General features: G+C 72.8%; 10 protein-coding genes. 8 read left to right on the top strand and 2 right to left on the bottom strand.

The window, feature by feature from the left end:
• Positions 1–10: 10 nt before the first annotated feature.
• Together IF46_RS0123120 and IF46_RS0123115 are read left to right on the top strand one after the other, a co-directional pair.
• Positions 11–661, top strand: coding sequence for an SIMPL domain-containing protein (locus IF46_RS0123120; protein WP_030490461.1), 651 nt, complete (start codon positions 11–13; stop codon positions 659–661).
• Positions 661–1,308 carry a nucleoside/nucleotide kinase family protein gene (locus IF46_RS0123115; protein WP_030490460.1) on the top strand — a complete coding sequence of 216 codons (648 nt, stop codon included), beginning with the start codon at positions 661–663 and terminating at the stop codon, positions 1,306–1,308. Before IF46_RS0123120 ends, IF46_RS0123115 begins: the two co-directional genes overlap by 1 nt.
• On the opposite strand, the gene IF46_RS0123110 is transcribed toward IF46_RS0123115, so the two are convergent.
• Positions 1,305–1,862: a sugar O-acetyltransferase gene (locus tag IF46_RS0123110; RefSeq protein WP_036393000.1), complete on the bottom strand. Its 558-nt coding sequence runs from the start codon at positions 1,860–1,862 to the stop codon at positions 1,305–1,307. The two genes, IF46_RS0123115 and IF46_RS0123110, sit on opposite strands and share 4 nt — an antisense overlap.
• 181 nt (positions 1,863–2,043) lie before the next feature.
• Between IF46_RS0123110 and IF46_RS0123105 the strand changes: the two genes are divergently transcribed.
• A complete protein-coding gene (locus tag IF46_RS0123105; RefSeq protein WP_232234126.1) occupies positions 2,044–5,319 on the top strand; it encodes a S8 family serine peptidase in 3,276 nt (1,091 codons plus the stop codon).
• A 51-nt stretch (positions 5,320–5,370) separates the two neighbouring features.
• On the opposite strand, the gene dapD is transcribed toward IF46_RS0123105, so the two are convergent.
• On the bottom strand, positions 5,371–6,330 hold the full coding sequence (dapD, locus tag IF46_RS0123100; RefSeq protein WP_030490457.1) for a 2,3,4,5-tetrahydropyridine-2,6-dicarboxylate N-succinyltransferase: 960 nt from the start codon (positions 6,328–6,330) through the stop codon (positions 5,371–5,373).
• 78 nt (positions 6,331–6,408) lie between these two features.
• Between dapD and dapE the strand changes: the two genes are divergently transcribed.
• The 5 genes from dapE to IF46_RS0123075 all read left to right on the top strand — a co-directional run bounded on the left by dapE (position 6,409) and on the right by IF46_RS0123075 (position 16,488).
• Positions 6,409–7,482: a succinyl-diaminopimelate desuccinylase gene (gene dapE / locus IF46_RS0123095; RefSeq protein ID WP_030490456.1), complete on the top strand. Its 1,074-nt coding sequence runs from the start codon at positions 6,409–6,411 to the stop codon at positions 7,480–7,482.
• A gap of 381 nt (positions 7,483–7,863) precedes the next feature.
• Complete coding sequence (locus tag IF46_RS0123090; RefSeq protein WP_030490455.1) at positions 7,864–8,718, top strand: TIGR00730 family Rossman fold protein; 855 nt, start codon at positions 7,864–7,866, stop codon at positions 8,716–8,718.
• Entirely contained in the window at positions 8,718–9,263 is a 546-nt protein-coding gene (locus IF46_RS0123085) for a TIGR00730 family Rossman fold protein (protein ID WP_030490454.1), read from the top strand. The genes IF46_RS0123090 and IF46_RS0123085 overlap by 1 nt, the downstream gene beginning before the upstream one ends.
• A gap of 145 nt (positions 9,264–9,408) precedes the next feature.
• Complete coding sequence (locus IF46_RS0123080; protein WP_030490453.1) at positions 9,409–12,951, top strand: ATP-dependent helicase; 3,543 nt, start codon at positions 9,409–9,411, stop codon at positions 12,949–12,951.
• Positions 12,952–13,065: 114 nt separating this feature from the next.
• Positions 13,066–16,488, top strand: a complete 3,423-nt coding sequence (locus IF46_RS0123075; protein ID WP_030490452.1) for an ATP-dependent helicase — start codon at positions 13,066–13,068, stop codon at positions 16,486–16,488.
• Positions 16,489–16,502: the final 14 nt, after the last annotated feature.

Genomic DNA, 16,502 nt, shown 5'->3' with positions numbered 1-16,502 from the left:
GCTGAGGGGCATGGCGGTGGACAGTCCGGTGGTGCAGGTGCGCGGCGAGGCGTACCGGGAGGTGCCGCCCGAGTTGGCTCGGTTCGCGGTCACCGCGACAGCCCGCGACCGGGACCGGGAGGCGACGCTGACCCGGTTGGCCGAGCGGGCCGCCGCAATCCGGGTGCTGCTGGACGGCTCCGGGCCGGCGGTGGCGCGGCGGGAGACCGGCGACCTGCGGGTGCGGCCGGAGACCCGGCGCTCGGGGGAGCGGGTGGTCGCCTGGCACGGCAGCGTCACCACCACAGTCACCGTCACCGACTTCACCGCGCTTGGTGAGCTGATGCTGCGGCTGGCCGACCAGGATCAGGTCGAGGTGGCGGGCCCGTGGTGGGAGCTTCGCCCGGACAGCCCTGCCCATCGCGCGGCCCGGCACGCCGCGATCAGCGACGCGCTGTTGCGGGCCCGGGAGTACGCGGAGGCGCTTGGCGCCCGGGTCACCTCGTTGATCGAGTTGGCCGATGCGGGGCCTGCCGACCGGCCGATGTTCGCCCGTGCGGCGTTCGCCGGCAGTGGCGGCGCGGGCGGTGGTCCGCCGGAGCTTGAGCTGGATCCGCAGCCGCAGACCGTGCAGGCGGCGGTGCAGGCGCGGTTCACCATCAGCGACCCGGTTCTGGGCTGATGCCGCCGGCCCGGGTGCTGTCCGTCGACGAGTTGGTGGAGCGGGCGTTGGTGCTTGCCGAGTCCGGCCCGCGACAACTGCTCGGCATCGCCGGTGCGCCGGGTGCCGGGAAGTCCACCCTGGCGGAGCGGATCGTGGCCGAGGTCGGTCCCGTCGCCTGCCTGGTGCCGATGGACGGCTTCCACCTGGCGCAGTCGCAGCTGGTCCGCCTGGGCCGGGCCGACCGCAAGGGCGCGGTGGACACCTTCGACGCCAATGGGTACGCCTCATTGCTGCGCCGGTTGCATCGGTTGGAGCCGACGTCGGTCTACGCGCCGGAGTTTCGCCGGGAGCTGGAGGAGCCGGTGGCCGGGGCGATCGAGGTGCCGCCATCGGTCCGGCTGGTGGTGACCGAGGGCAACTATCTGCTGTTGCCGGATTTCCCCTGGCAGGAGATCCGACCGCTGCTGCACGAGGCGTGGTTTCTCGACCTGGACGCCGAGGTGCGGCAGCGCCGGCTGACCGCCCGGCACGAGGCGTTCGGTCGGTCGCCGGAGCAGGCGCGGGCGTGGGCGCTGGGCAGTGACGAGTCGAATGCCGCTCTGATCACCCCCACCGCCGATCGCGCGGACCTGGTGGTCCGACTGTCGGAGCCCCCGGCGCGCTAGTCGAGTTCGCGAATCGGCCGGGCCGGATTGCCGACCGCCACCACGTTGGCGGGCAGGTCGCGGGTGACCACCGCGCCTGCGCCGACGACGGTGTTCGTGCCGATCGTCACGCCGGCCAGCACGATCGCGCCGCCGCCGAGCCAGACGTTGTCGCCGAGGGTGATCGGTTTGGCCGCCTCCCACTTGTCGCGGCGCGGGCCGGGCTCCACCGGATGGGTCGGCGTGAGTAGCTGCACGTTCGGTCCGACCTGGACGTCGGCGCCGATGGTGATGGGCGCGACATCGAGGAAGACGGCGTGGTAGTTGATGAAGCTGCGTGGCCCGATGCGGATCTGCCAGCCGTAGTCGCAGTAGAACGGTGGGCGGATCCAGGTGCCCTCACCCAGCTCGCCGAGAAGGTCGCGTAGTGCCGCGAGGCGGGCCTGCGGGTCGGCCGCGGCACTGGTGTTGACGCGTTCCATCAGCTGGGCGGCCCGGTCCAGGTCAGCGATGATCTCGGGATCGTCGGCGAGGTACGGCTCACCGGCGAGCATCCGGTCCTTCATGGAGGTCACGCGCTCGATGATGCCCGCCGATCCCGCCGAGGGTTGGCAGGTCCGTCATATTTTCGTCCCCATTTTTGCATACTCAGTATGCAATACTGACGGCGGTCTATGCACCTCTCGTAGGTATCGACGCTCCACCGAGGAGGATCCGTTGCATCGACACCGCAGAACAATCACCGCCGTCACGGCCGTGGCAGCCCTCGTCCTGGGCACGCCGACGATCGCCCAGGCCAGCCCACCCACAACCACCGCTCCCGATGCCACCCCGAGCGCAGCAGCCAGCGCCACCACGAAGACGGTGACTCTGCTCACCGGTGACCGGGTCACCGTCACCGCGACCGGGGCCGCTGCGGTTCGGCCCGGCCCCGGTCGTAGCGATCTGCGCTTCGTCACCACCCGCGACAGTGGCCAGCTCACCGTGCTGCCGCAGGATGCCGTGCCGCTGGTCCGCTCCGGACGGGTCGACCGGCGACTGTTCAACGTGACCGGGCTGATCGCCGCCGGTTACGACGACGCCCGCCGGGACAACCTGCCGGTGCTGATCGCCGGCGAAGCGGGCACACGTCAGCGCGCCGCCACGCCCTCGGGGCTGACCGTCACCGCGCAACTGCCCGTGATCGGCGGGGTCGCCGCAACGGCGGATAAGAAGCAGGCCACGGCGGTCTGGGCGGCGCTCACCGCAACCAGCGCCCGGGTCGGCACGGCGGGGGGTGCCGACCGGATCTGGCTCGACGGTCGCCGACAGGTCACTCTGGACCACAGCGTGCCGCAGATTGGCGCGCCGGCCGCGCACCAGGCGGGCTTCACCGGCCAGGGCGTACGCGTCGCGGTGCTGGACACCGGCATCGACGCAGACCACCCCGACCTGGCGGGCAGGGTCGCCGAGTCGCACAACTTCAGCGAGGCCACCAACGCCGGCGACACGGTCGGCCACGGCACCCACGTCGCCTCGATCATCGCCGGCAGTGGCGCTGCCTCAGGTGGCAAGTACCGAGGCGTCGCCCCCGACGCCACACTGCTCAACGGCAAGGTCTGCGAGGACCAGGGTTGCTCGGAATCGGCGATCCTGGCCGGCATGCAGTGGGCAGCCGTCGACCAGCACGCCGATGTGGTCAACATGAGTCTGGGTGGTGCCGACACGCCCGAGGTCGACCCGCTGGAGGCGGCCGTCGAGTCGCTTACCGCGCAGACCGGCGCGCTCTTCGTGATCTCCTCCGGCAACTATGGAGCCGACGGTTCGGTCAGCTCACCGAGCACGGCAGAGGCCGCGCTGTCGGTGGGCGCTGTGGACCGCGACGACGCGTTGGCCGACTTCTCCAGCCGTGGTCCTCGGGTGGGCGACGGTGGGCTGAAGCCGGACATCACCGCGCCGGGAGTGGAGATCGTGGCCGCCCGCGGGGACGGCACCCTGCTCGGTGACCCGGTGGGGGAGAAGTACGTCGCCCTCTCCGGTACCTCGATGGCCGCGCCGCACGTCACCGGCGCGGTGGCGCTGATCGCCCAGCAGCACGCCGGTTGGACGGCGAACCAGCTCAAGGCGACCCTGATGGCCTCGGCGAAGCCGCACCCGCAGCAGACGTCCTTCCAGCAGGGCGCCGGCCGGGTGGACGTGGCCCGGGCGATCACCCAGCGAGTGGTCAGCGACCCGGTCAGCATCGCCTTCGGGCAGCCGGCCTGGCCGCACGACGACGACACCCCGATCACCCACAAGGTCGGCTGGCGTAACGATGGGCCGGACCCGATCACCCTGGAGCTCACCCTCGACGTGACAGGTCCGGACGGCCAGCCAGCGCCCGCCGGCCTGTTCACCCTGGCGGCGTCCCAGGTCACCGTGCCCGCTGGCGGCAGCGCCGGCACCACGGTCACCGCAGACACCCGACTCGGCACCGACGGCTACTGGACCGGACGGATCGTGGCCCGCTCCGGGACGACAGTTGCGGTCACCCCGGTGGCGGTCAACCGGGAGGTGGAGAGCTACCAGGTCACGGTGCGCCACCTGGACGAAACGGGAGCACCCGCCGCCGACCACATCACGGCGCTGGTCAACCTGGATACCTACAGCACCTTCGACCTGTACGACCAGGACGGCACCGACGACATCCGGGTGCCGAAGGGCCGCTACGGGCTCGTCAGCATTGTCTTCAGCGAGGACGGGCTCGCCCAGCTGGCCCAACCGGAGCTGGTCGTCGACGCCAACACGGCGGTCACCGTCGACGCCCGCAAGGCCCGGCCGGTGCGGATGGCCGTTCCGGAGCGCTCGGCCGTGCCGGCACTTGTCGACATCAGCGCGCTCTTTCTCGGCGCCGACGGTAGCTCCTACGGGTTCGGCATCCTCGCGTTCGACTTCACCGGGTTGGCCATCGGGCAGCTCGGCCAGGCGGTGTCTGCCGACCAGTTCGTCGGGACGGTCGCCAGTCAGTGGACGCATCCGGAGGTGACCAACAGCCCCTACCTGTACGCGCTGGCCGAGACCTTCCCCGGCCGGATGCCGACCGGCTTCGACAAGACGTACCGCAGCAGGGAGTTGGCGAGCGTCACACACCAGTTCCGGGGCGGCTACCCCGGCCTGGTCTCGGATCGGGTGGTCTTCCCGCACCTCGAACCCGACCTGGGTGGCTGGGCGGTCAATGTGCCCACCACGGTGCCCGGCCAGCGGGTCGAGCACTACAACACCCGCGGAGTGCGGTGGTCCTCGGAGCTGATGTTCGGCGTCCTGACCGAGGAGGGGTGGCTCGACGGCAAGGCGGTGCTGATCGGCGAACCGAAGGCGTACCGGGCCGGCCGGCACACCCGGGAGAGCTGGAACAGCGCGCCGTACGGTCCGTCGTTCCCGGCGCCGCGCTGGCCCGGCCAGGGCGTGACCCGGGTCGGCGACGACATCCAGGTGGACGTGCCCCTCTACGGTGACGCCGCGGGGCACGCCGGTGCTTCGATCGTCGACGCCGCCCGGACCGCCCTCTACCGCGACGGCAAGCTTGTCGACGAGTCGCCGGAACCGGGATTCGGGCAGTTCACGGTGCCGCCCGGCAACGCCAACTATCGGCTGGAGGTGTCCGCGAAGCGCAGCTTCACCGACCTCAGCACCGAGGTCGGCACGGCGTGGACGTTCCGGTCCCGGCACGTCGGCGGCGATGACTACCGGCCGCTGCCGGTGTCGGCCATCCGGTTCACACCGCCGCTGAACGGGGACAACTCCGCCGCCGCTGGCCGGAGTCTGGTCATCCCCGTGCAGGTGCAGCGGCAACCTGGGGCGGCCGGGTCACGGGTGACCAAGCTGACCGTGGACGTCTCCTACGACGGAGGCCGCAGCTGGCACCCCGCCAAGGTGCGGCACGGTGGGCACGGCTGGACGGCCACCGTCCGGCACCCCGCCGGGTCCGGTTACGCGTCCCTGCGGGCCACCGCCCGGGACGCCGCCGGCAACACGGTGACCCAGCGGATCATCCAGGCGTACCGGTTGCGCTGAGGCGTACCCCTGTCGGGTCCGCGGCCGAGCGCCGCGGACCCGGCGGGGCCGTCAGTCGTTGGCGTGCAGGGCGGCGTTCAGCTCGATGCCCCGGCCGGTGCGCGGCCGGGCCTCCAGCGCGCCGGTCACCGAGTTGCGCCAGAACAGCAGGCCGTCGACGCCGGACAGCTCCCGGGCCTTGACCACGCGGCCGTCCGGCAGGGTGACCTTCGAGCCAGCCGTGACGTAGCACCCGGCCTCGACCACGCAGTCGTCGCCCAACGAGATGCCGATGCCGGCGTTCGCGCCGACCAGGCTCCGCTCACCGATGCGGACCTTGTCGGTGCCGCCGCCGGAGAGGGTGCCCATGATCGACGCCCCGGCGCCCACGTCGGAGCCGTCGCCGACCACCACGCCCTGCACGATCCGCCCCTCGACCATCGAGGTGCCGAGCGTGCCGGCGTTGAAGTTGCAGAAGCCCTCGTGCATCACGGTGGTGCCGGCGGCCAGGTGCGCGCCGAGGCGGACCCGGTCGGCGTCGGCGATCCGCACACCCGAGGGCACCACGTAGTCGGTCATCCGGGGGAACTTGTCGACCCCGTACACCGCCAGGTGCCGGCCGGCGGCCCGCTCGATCACCCGCAGCTCGTCCACCCGCTCCGGGGGGCACGGCCCGGCGGACGTCCAGGCCACGTTGGCCAACTTGCCGAAGATGCCGTCCAGGTTGAGCTGGTTGGGCCGGACCAGGCGGTGCGAGAGCAGGTGCAACCGGAGGTACGCGTCCGAGGCGTCCTTGATCGGGTCGTCCAGCGAGCCGATCACGGTGACCACCTGCACGGTACGCAGACCGGGCAGCGGCCGGTCACCGAGCGCGGCCGGCGGCAGGTCGAGCACGTCCGCCTCGTCCTCGCCGGAGACCAGCGGCAGCTCACCCAGGCCCAGCTTGCCGGTCGGGTACCAGGTATCGAGCACCTGCTCGTCTGCGGTGACCGTGGCCAGGCCGATGCCCCAGGCGGAATCTGCGGACGTCACTGTTACACCTCTCGGTCGCGGCCGGGCTGACCTCGGCTCGCTCCTCGCGCTGTCAGACCTGAAGGTACCGTGCGAACCATGGAGAACCCGCTGACCCCCGAGGTCCTCGCCGATCCGGTGCAGCTGACCCGCGCTCTGGTCGACATAGAGTCCGTGTCCCTCAACGAGAAGGCGATCGCCGACTGTGTCGAAGAGGTGCTGCGGGGCGTACCGCATCTGACCACCCACCGGCACGGCAACACCGTGATGGCGCGCACCGACCTCGGTCGGTCGCAGCGTGTCGTGCTGGCCGGGCACCTCGACACGGTGCCCCTGAACAACAACTTTCCGTCGACGATGCGCGGCGACCTGATGTACGGCTGTGGCACCTCCGACATGAAGTCCGGCACCGCGTATGCGCTGCACCTGGCGGTGACGCTGCCTGACCCGCGCTACGACGTGACGTACTTCTTCTACGAGGCCGAGGAGATCGAGTCGAAGTACAACGGGCTCAACCTCGTCGCCCAGGCGTTCCCGGAGTGGCTGGAGGCGGACTTCGCGGTGCTGCTGGAGCCGACGTACGGCATCGTCGAGGCGGGCTGCCAGGGCACCATGCGGGCCATCGTGACGACGACGGGTGAGCGGGCGCACGCGGCGCGTTCCTGGCACGGTGTGAACGCCATCCACGCGGCCGGTGAGGTGCTGCGGCGTCTCCAGACGTACGAGGCACGCCGGGTCACGATCGAGGGGTGTGACTTCCGCGAGGGCATGAACGCGGTACGGATCAACGGCGGGGTCGCTGGCAACGTGATCCCCGACTACTGCGAGATCGAGGTCAACTACCGGTACGCGCCGGATCGCGACCCGGCGGCGGCGGAGGCGCATCTGCGGGAGGTCTTCGCCGGCTTCGAGGTGGCGGTGACCGATGCGGCGGCCGGTGCGGCCCCCGGGCTGGAGGCGGCTCCGGCGAAGGAGTTCCTGGCGGCCGTGGGCGCGGCGCCCATCGGCAAGCTGGGCTGGACGGACGTGGCCCGATTCGCGGCCATGGGCATCCCCGCGCTGAACTTCGGCCCGGGCGACCCCAACCTGGCCCACCACAAGAACGAGCACGTCGAGATCAGCAAGATCCGTGACGGTGCGGCAACCCTGCACCGCTGGCTAGCCCCGGCCTAACCGTCGGCCCAACCGCCCCCGGCCGTACGCCGGTGATCAAGAGGTTTGCGTCAGCCTGGCCCGTTGTCGGCGACGCAAACCTCTTGATCAGCTCCGGTTGCTGCGGGGGTCGGGGGTAGGAGGGGTGCGGGGTTCAGGTCTCGGGTGCGGCGGCGTTCGGCCACCACGTCGCGGATCCGTCGCTGCATCTGGCGACGGATCCGAAGCATCTCGCTGTTGCTGATCACGCTGTCTCCTCCCCCGAAGGCGCGCGCCGGGGCATACCCGGTATGTGAATAGTAAGACGTACGGGAGAGCCGAATAGTTGCCCATGATCCCGAACTATTTCTCTGCGTTCGCTCCCCGCGCACCCGGCCGGTGCTGCTCCACTACGGTTGCCCCATGAGCCAGAGCAACGGGCGGGAGGCGGGTCGCGGTCCTGGGCAGGAGCGGCATCGCGGTGCGGTCACGCTGCGCAGAGGGTCGATCCCGAGCAGCACGGCGGACCAGCGATTGCTGGATTCCCGCGGGCGGGGTGACTGGAAGACCAAGGACGCCTGGCGCGCGCTGCGCATCCTCGCCGAGTTCGTCGAGGGTTTCGACACCCTCGCCGACGTGCCGTCGGCGGTCAGCGTCTTCGGCTCCGCGCGCAGCGGGCCGGACAGCGCCGAGTGTCAGTTGGCCGAGCGGTTGGGCGGCGCGCTGGCCCGAGCCGGCTACGCGGTGATCACCGGAGGTGGGCCCGGAGTGATGGAGGCCGCCAACCGGGGCGCCAGCGAGGCCGGTGGGCTCTCCGTGGGGCTCGGCATCGAGCTCCCGTTCGAGCAGGGCATCAACGACTGGGTCGACCTGGCCATCGACTTCCGCTACTTCTTCGCCCGCAAGACGATGTTCGTGAAGTACGCCCAGGCGTTCGTCGTGTTGCCCGGCGGGTTCGGCACCATGGACGAGTTGTTCGAGGCCCTCACCCTGGTGCAGACCGGCAAGGTCACCCGGTTTCCGGTGGTGCTCATGGGGGTCGCCTACTGGCAGGGCCTACTCGACTGGCTCCGCGACACGATGGCCGCCACCGGCAAGATCGGACCGGTCGACCTGGACCTGATCTGTCTCACCGACGACGTCAACGAGGCGGTCCGGCACATCGTCGCGGCGGAGGCCGCGCTCTCCGCCGAGCAGGAGGCGGTCCGCGAGGAGGCCGTCGCCCGTACCGGCGCGGATCAGCAGGCCGCCGCCGAGCAGGCTCGGGACCACGACTGATGGCGGCGATCTGCGTCTTCTGCGCCTCCTCTCGTACCCTCGATCAGCGTTGGTTGGACCTGGCCGCCGAGACCGGTGCGGAGCTGGCCCGGCGCGGGCACACGCTGGTCAGCGGTGGCGGCTGCGTCGGCATGATGGGCGCGCTGGCGGACGGCGCCCGATCCGCCGGTGGGCGCACCGTGGGTGTGATCCCGCAGTCGCTCGTCGACCTGGAGGTCGCCGACCTGGCCTCGGACGAGTTGCTGGTGACCGAGTCGATGGCCAGCCGCAAGACTCTGATGATCGAGAAGTCGGACGCCTTCCTCACCCTGCCCGGCGGGCTGGGCACCCTGGACGAGCTGTTCGAGGTCTGGACCACCGCCACCCTCGCCCTGCACACCAAGCCGATGGTGCTGATCGACACCGACGGCTTCTACCGCCCCCTGCTGGACTGGCTGGACAAGCTGGCCGATCAGACATTCCTGAAGCCCGCCGGCCGCGACCTCCTAACGGTGACCAAAACCGTCCCCGAAGCCCTAAACGCTCTGGAATCCCGCCTAACCTGACCAAGCCCCTGCCCTGATTTGCGTTGATCATGAAGTTAGCGACGTCGCTGTCGGCGTGTCGCGTCGCTAACTTCATGATCAACGGAGGTGGTGGGGTGGGGTTGGGGGTTTGGTGGGTGTCGTAGGGGTCTGATGGGATGAGCTGATGCAGGCGTACCGGTTGGTGCGGCGGCCCGGAGGGCCGGCGCGGGGGGACGGCGCGGCGCCTGGCAGCGCACCCGGGCCCGAGCTGACGGTCGGCGGCAACGGTTGGCGGGCCGATCCGGTGCAGGCCGAGGTGGTCGGGCACACCGGCGGTCCGATGCTCGTGCTCGGCGGCCCCGGCACCGGCAAGACCAGCACGCTGGTCGAGGCGGTCGCTGCCCGGGTGGCCGAGGGGGTCGACCCCGAACGGATCCTGGTGCTGACCTTCAGCCGTCGAGGCGCCACCGCGCTGCGTCAACGCATCGAGGCCCGGATCGCGCAGGACGGCCACCGGGTGCTGCGCGAGCCGCTGGTGCGCACCTTCCCGGCGTACGCCTTCGGGTTGCTGCGCCGGGCCGCCGCCGAGCGCGGCGAGCCTTCGCCCCGACTGCTCACCGGCCCCGAGCAGGATTTGATCATCCGTGAGCTGCTGGACGTGGTGGGGGAGGAGCCCGAAGACGACCCGGTCGGCTGGCCGACGGACCTGCGCCCCGCCCTGCGTACCCGGGCGTTCGCCGGCCAGCTGCGCGACCTGCTGATGCGCGCCGCCGAGCGCGGCGTCGGCCCGGTCGACCTGGCCCGGCTGGGCGAGAAGCTCGGCCGCGCCGACTGGCCGGCCGCCGCGCGCTTCCTCCGGGAGTACGTCGCAGTGCTCGCGCTGCGCGACGTCAGCAACCGGGGCTCCATCGCGTACGACCCGGCGGAGCTGGTCCGGGCGGCCACCGGGCTGCTGCGCGACGACGAGGAACTGTTGGCCGCCGAGCGCCGTCGGCTCGCCCACGTCTACCTCGACGAGCTGGCCGACACCGACCCCGCCCAGTTGGAGCTGCTCTCGGTGATCGCGGGTGGCGGCAAGTCGCTTGTCGCGTTCGCCGACCCGGACTCCTCTACGTACGCCTTCCGGGGTGCCGATCCGGCCGGGGTGGCGACCTTCCCGCACCGATTCCGCACCGCTTCCGGTGCGCCGGCCGCGCAGGTGCTGCTGAGCACGTCGTACCGGGCCGGGCCCGGTCTGCTCGCGGCGATCGCCCGGCTGGGTCGTCGGCTGCGTGGCCCGGCCGCGCACCGCCGGCTGCACCCACTGCCGGACGCGCCGCCCGGCGCGGTCGAGGTGCACACGTTCCGCTCGGCGACCAGCGAGGCCGCCTGGCTGGCCCACGCGCTGCGCTCGGCGCACCTGCTCGACGGCGTGCCCTGGTCCCGGATGGCGGTGCTGGTGCGGTCCACCGCGTTGCAGCTGCCCACCCTGCGACGGGCGCTGCACGCCGCTGGGGTGCCCACCGTGGTGCACGGCGAGGATCTGCCCCTGCACCTGCAACCAGCGGTCGCGCCGCTGCTGCTCCTGCTGCGCTGCGCGCTGGAGCCGGAACGCCTCGACGAGGAGGCGGCGGTCACTCTGCTGCACTCGTCGCTGGGCGGCGCCGACCCGCTGGCCGAGCGGCGGCTGCGCCAGGGCCTGCGCGCGCTCGCGCTGGCCGGCGGTGACCGACGCCCCTCCGGGGAGCTGATCGTCGAGGCGTTGCGCGATCCGGAGGAGCTGGCCAGCATCGACCGGCACTGGGCGGAGCCAGCTCAGGCGGTGGCCGGGCTGCTGGCCATCGCACGCGAGGCCGCCGCCCGGCCGGGCTCGACCGCCGAGGACGTGCTCTGGGCCGTCTGGCACGCCAGTGGTCTCGCCGAGCGGTGGGCCGGCGCGATCAACCAGGGGCGCCCGGAGGCCGGCGAGGGCGACCTGGCTCGGCGACGGCGGGCCGAGGCGGCCGACCGCGACCTGGACGCCGTGCTGGTGCTCTTCGACGCGGCGGCCCGGTTCACCGACCGGCTGCCCGGTGCCCGGACCGAGGTCTTCCTCGACCACGTGCTCGCCCAGGACCTGCCGGCCGACACCATCGCCCCGACCGCCGACCGGGGTGCGGCGGTACGCCTGCTCACCGCGCACGCCGCGAAGGGCCTGGAATGGGACCTGGTCGCGGTGGCCGGCGTACAGGAGGGCATCTGGCCGGACCTGCGGCTGCGCGGCAGCCTGCTCGGCTCCGAGCGGCTGGTCGACGTGCTGACCGGCCGCTCGGTCGACGGCGCGACCGCGGCGAACGTGGTGGGTCAGACGTCGGCGTTGCTGGACGAGGAGCGCCGGCTCTTCCACGTCGCCATCAGCCGGGCCCGGCACCGACTGCTGGTCAGCGCCGTGGCCTCGGCCGCCGTCGGCGGTGACGACCATGAGGAGCAGCCCAGCCGGTTCCTGCACGAGCTAGGCCCGAGCACGCCGCCGCCCGGCCCACCGCCGCCCAGCCCGCCCACGCCGCCCGGCCCGCCCACGCCTTCTGGCCCGCCGAGCGGTGGTGGGCCGGCCGACCCGTCGACACCGCCGGGCCCGCGCACCGGCCCGCAGGCCGGCGGCCCCGCCGTCAGTCCACCGAATGCCACTCCTTCCGACGGCGCCGCAACCAACGGCACGACCGGCGACGACGAGCCGGATCGTCCCGGGGCGCTGCCGGTGACCCGTCCGCCCCGGGCGCTCACCCTGCCGGCGCTGGTCGCGGAGCTGCGTACCGCCATCACCGACCCGGCCGCCCCGGCCGCCCGGCGGCGCGCCGCGGCGGCCGAGCTGGCCCGGCTCGCCGCCGCCGGGGTGCCCGGCGCGCACCCCGACGACTGGTGGGGGTTGCGCGTGCTCTCCGACGACCGGCCGCTCGTCGACGACGGAGACCCGGTGCGGGTCACCCCGTCGGCCATGGAGAGCGCGCTGCGGTGCAGCCTGCGGTGGTTGCTGGAACGGCACGGCGGCAGCGGCCCGACCAGCACGGCCCAGGGGGTCGGCAACCTGGTGCACGCCGCCGCGATGCTCGCCGAGGACGCCAGCGCCGACCGGGGTGCGCTGCTCGACTATGTGGCCGCCCGGTTCGACGCCATCGAGCTGGCGGCACGGTGGATGGCCGGGCCGGAGCGGGAGCGCGCCGAGGCGATGGTCGACAAGCTGCTGCGCTGGCTGGCCACCAACCCGCGTCGGCTGCTCGCCATCGAGCACGAGTTCGCGGTCCGCCTGGACGACCCGAACCGGCCCGTCGACCTGACCGGTCGGGTCGACCGGCTGGAGGTCGACGAGGCCGGGCGGCTCGTGGTGATCGACCTGAAGACCGGCAAGTCCACAGCTGTCACCGGCAGCGAGTTGGCGGAGCACCCACAGCTCGGCGCCTACCAGGCGGCGGTGGAGGCCGGGGCGTTCGCCGAGTTCGGTGACGAGTCCGGGGGAGCCGCGCTGGTGCAGCTCGGGACCTCCGCCAAGGACGCCCGGGAGCAGAACCAGCCGGCGGCCAGCGAGGGGCCGGCGGCCGGTTGGGCGACCGCGCTGGTCCGGCGGACCGCCGATACGATGGCAGCCGCCACGTTCGCCGCGGTGGCCAACTCCAAGTGCCGGGTCTGCCCGGTGCGCACCAGTTGCCCAGTCTCCGGGCAGGGGCGTCAGGTGGTCGAGCCGCCAACCGTCCGTCCTTCGGAGAATCCGTGAGGGCGAGGAGTGAGCCGATGTTGCGAGCCCCGCAGTCCCGAACTGAGATGACACGGTGAGGGCGAGGAGTGAGCCGATGTTGCGAGCCCCGCAGTCCCGAACTGAGATGACACAGTGACCCAGCCCACCCTGTTCGGCGCGGGTCCCGCGCCGACGCCCCGGCTCGCGGACTCCGGCCCTCGGTACACGCCGGTGGAGCTGGCCAAGCTGCTGCGGTTGCCGGCACCCACCCGGGAGCAGGCGGCGATCATCGCCGCCCCGGTGGAGCCGCTGCTGGTGGTCGCGGGCGCCGGGTCGGGCAAGACCGAGACGATGGCCGCGCGGGTGGTCTGGCTGGTGGCCAACTCGTACGTGCGGCCGGAGCAGATCCTCGGGCTGACCTTCACCCGCAAGGCGGCCGGCGAGCTGGCCCATCGGGTACGGACCCGGCTCGACCAGTTGATCCGCCGCCTCGGCCGGCAGGGACGCGACCCGCTGGACGATCCGCTCGCGGGTGAGCCCACCGTCTCCACCTACCACTCGTACGCGGGGCGGATCGTCACCGAGCACGGGCTGCGGGCTGGCTACGAGCCATCCACCCGGCTGCTCACCGAGGCGTCCCGTTGGCAGTTGGTCGACCTGCTGGTGCGCAACTACGACGGCGACATGTCCGAGGTGGACCGGATGCCGAGCACCATCACCGACGCGGTGCTGGCTCTCGCCGGGGAGTTGGACGAGCATCTGGTCGCGCCGGACGACCTGGCGGCCTGGACCGGTCGGTTCTTCGCCGAGGTGCAGTCTCGGCCGGGTCGGGTCTACGCCGACGTGCGCAAGGCGCTCACCCTCCAGCAGACCCGGTTGCGTCTGCTGCCGCTGGTGCGGGCGTACGCCCGGCGCAAGCTGGACTTCGAGGCGATGGACTTCGCCGACCAGCTCGCCCGGGCGGCCCGGGTGGCCCGGGATCACCCGGGGGTCGGCGAGATCGAGCGAGGCCGCTTCCGGGCGGTGCTGCTCGACGAGTACCAGGACACCAGCCACGCCCAGGTGGTGCTGCTCAACGCGCTGTTCGGTGGCGGGCACCCGGTGACCGCGGTGGGCGACCCGTGCCAGTCGATCTACGGCTGGCGAGGGGCCAGCGCCGGCACGCTGGACCGGTTCCCCACCGAGTTCGCCCGCGCCGACGGTGAGCCGGCCCCGGCGTTGGGGCTCACCACGAGTTGGCGCAACCGTCCGGAGATCCTCCGGGTGGCGAACGCGCTCTCCACCCCGCTGCGCGCGGCGGGTGCCCGGGTGCCGGAGCTGCGCTCCGCGCTGACCGTCCGGGACCCGATCCCGCACCGCAGCCCGGGGGGCACGGCCGGCGGCACGGTGCACTGCGCGATGCTGCCCACGTACGCCGACGAGGCCGGGTGGATCGCGGACAGCGTGCTCGCCGCCTGGCGTGGGGCGGCCCGGATGCCGGGCGCGGCCCCGGAGCACATCCCGGTGGCGCAGCGTCCGACGACCGCCGTGCTGGTCCGGGTCCGCAGTCAGATCCCGGCGATCGAGTCGGCGCTGCGCGAGCGCGGTCTTCCGGTCGAGGTGGTCGGGCTGGGTGGTCTGCTGGACACCCCCGAGGTACGCGACGTGGTCTGCACGCTGCGGGTGCTGGCCGACCCGACCGATGGCGCCGCGTTGCTGCGGCTGCTCACCGGCGCCCGTTGGCGGATCGGGCCGCGTGACCTGGTGGCGTTGCACCGACGGGCTCGGGCCATCGCGAACGCCCGGCGACAGGTGGCCGCCGACGAGGCCGCCGAGATCAGCCCCGACCTGCTGGACGAGGCGACGCTTGTGGAGGCGCTGGCCGACCTCGGGCCGGCGCAGGCGTACTCGGCGGAGGGGTTCGCGCGGATGCGTGCGTACGGCCGGGAGTTGGCGCTGCTGCGCTACCGCCTGGACCAGGCGTTGCCGGACCTGATCGCGGACATCGAGCGGACCATCGGCCTGGACGTGGAGGTCGCCGTGCGGGCCGGGCGGGACGGCGCTGGCGACGCGGGCCTGGCCCGGGGTCACCTGGACGCGCTCGGCGACGTGGCGGCCCGGTTCAGCGGGGAGACGCCCGGCGCGACCCTGTCCGGCTTCCTGTCCTACCTGGCCGCCGCCGAGGACGAGGAGCGTGGCCTGGCGCCGGGCGAGGTCGAGGTGGTGGAAGGCGCGGTGCAGGTGGTCACCGCGCACGCCGCCAAGGGTCTGGAGTGGGACGTGGTGGCGGTGGCCGGGCTCAGTCGTGGGCTGTGGCCGGGGCCGGTCCGCAACTCCGACCACTGGCTGGGCGGGCTGGGCGTGCTGCCGTTCCCGCTGCGCGGCGACGCCGACGGGTTGCCCGAGTTGGCGCTCGACGAGGCGGCCGACCAGCGGGCGGTGGCGCGGGCGGTGACCGACTTCACCGACGCGTGGCGGGCCCACGACGAGCGGGAGGAACGCCGACTGACGTACGTGGCGGTCACCCGGCCGCGTCGGCTGCTGCTCTGCTCCGGTTACTGGTGGGGGGAGGGCACGAAGCGGCCGCGAGGTCCGTCGGTCTTCCTGCGGGAGGTGTACGACGCCTGCCTGGACGGCGGGCCGGGGCATCTGATCGACGTGTGGGCACCGGAGCCGACTCCCGACGCGACGAACCCCACGGCCGAGGTGGTGCTCCGCGCGGAGTGGCCGGCCGACCCGCTGGGTGGTCGCCGGCCAGCCTTGGCCGAGGCAGCCGGGTTGGTGCGCCGCCTGATGGCCGACGGTCCGGCTGCGGCCCTCCCCGGGCCGGTCGGGCCGGTACTCGCCGAGCCGGTGCCGCCGGTCGGGTCGCAGGCTGAGCCGGTAGCGGTGGTGGATCCGGAGGTGGCGCGCTGGCAGCGCGAAGCGGACCTGCTGTTGGCCGAGCGCGCCGAGCTGACCCGGCTCTCCGGTGCGGTCGAGGTGGCTCTGCCCGGGGCGCTGAGCGTGACCCAGCTGGTCGCGTTGCGGCGCGATCCGGCGGCGCTGGCCCGCACGCTGCGTCGCCCGGTGCCGGCCGAACCCAACCCGTACGCCCGCCGGGGCACCGCCTTCCACGCCTGGTTGGAGCAGCGCTTCGGCGCCGACCGCCTGCTGGACCTGGACGAGCTGCCGGGCGCTGCCGACGCCGATGCCGCGCCGGACGAGGCTCTGGTCGAGCTTCAGGAGCGGTTCCTGGCCAGCGAGTGGGCCGATCGGGCCCCGGTGGAGGTGGAGGTGCCGTTCGCCACGGTGATCGCGGGCGTGGTGGTGCGGGGCCGGATGGACGCGGTCTTCGCCCGGCCGGGTGGGCGGTTCGACGTGGTCGACTGGAAGACCGGGGCCCAGCCCTCCGGCCCGGCGGCCGAGGTGGCTGCCGTGCAGCTGGCCGTGTACCGGCTGGCCTGGGCAGAGTTGGCCGGCGTGCCGGTGGACCGGGTGGGCGCGGCGTTCCATTACGTCCGGCACGGGGTGACTGTCCGGCCCGCTGACCTGCTGGATGTGACGGGGCTCACCGCCATGATCGCCCAGTTGCCCGAGGATTCCGCCCAACATTGACCATGGCGGGGAAA

This window comes from Micromonospora chokoriensis, assembly GCF_000718555.1.
In the GTDB taxonomy this organism is placed as follows: domain Bacteria; phylum Actinomycetota; class Actinomycetes; order Mycobacteriales; family Micromonosporaceae; genus Micromonospora; species Micromonospora chokoriensis_B.
This window is presented reverse-complemented; position numbering and strand designations above follow the sequence as displayed.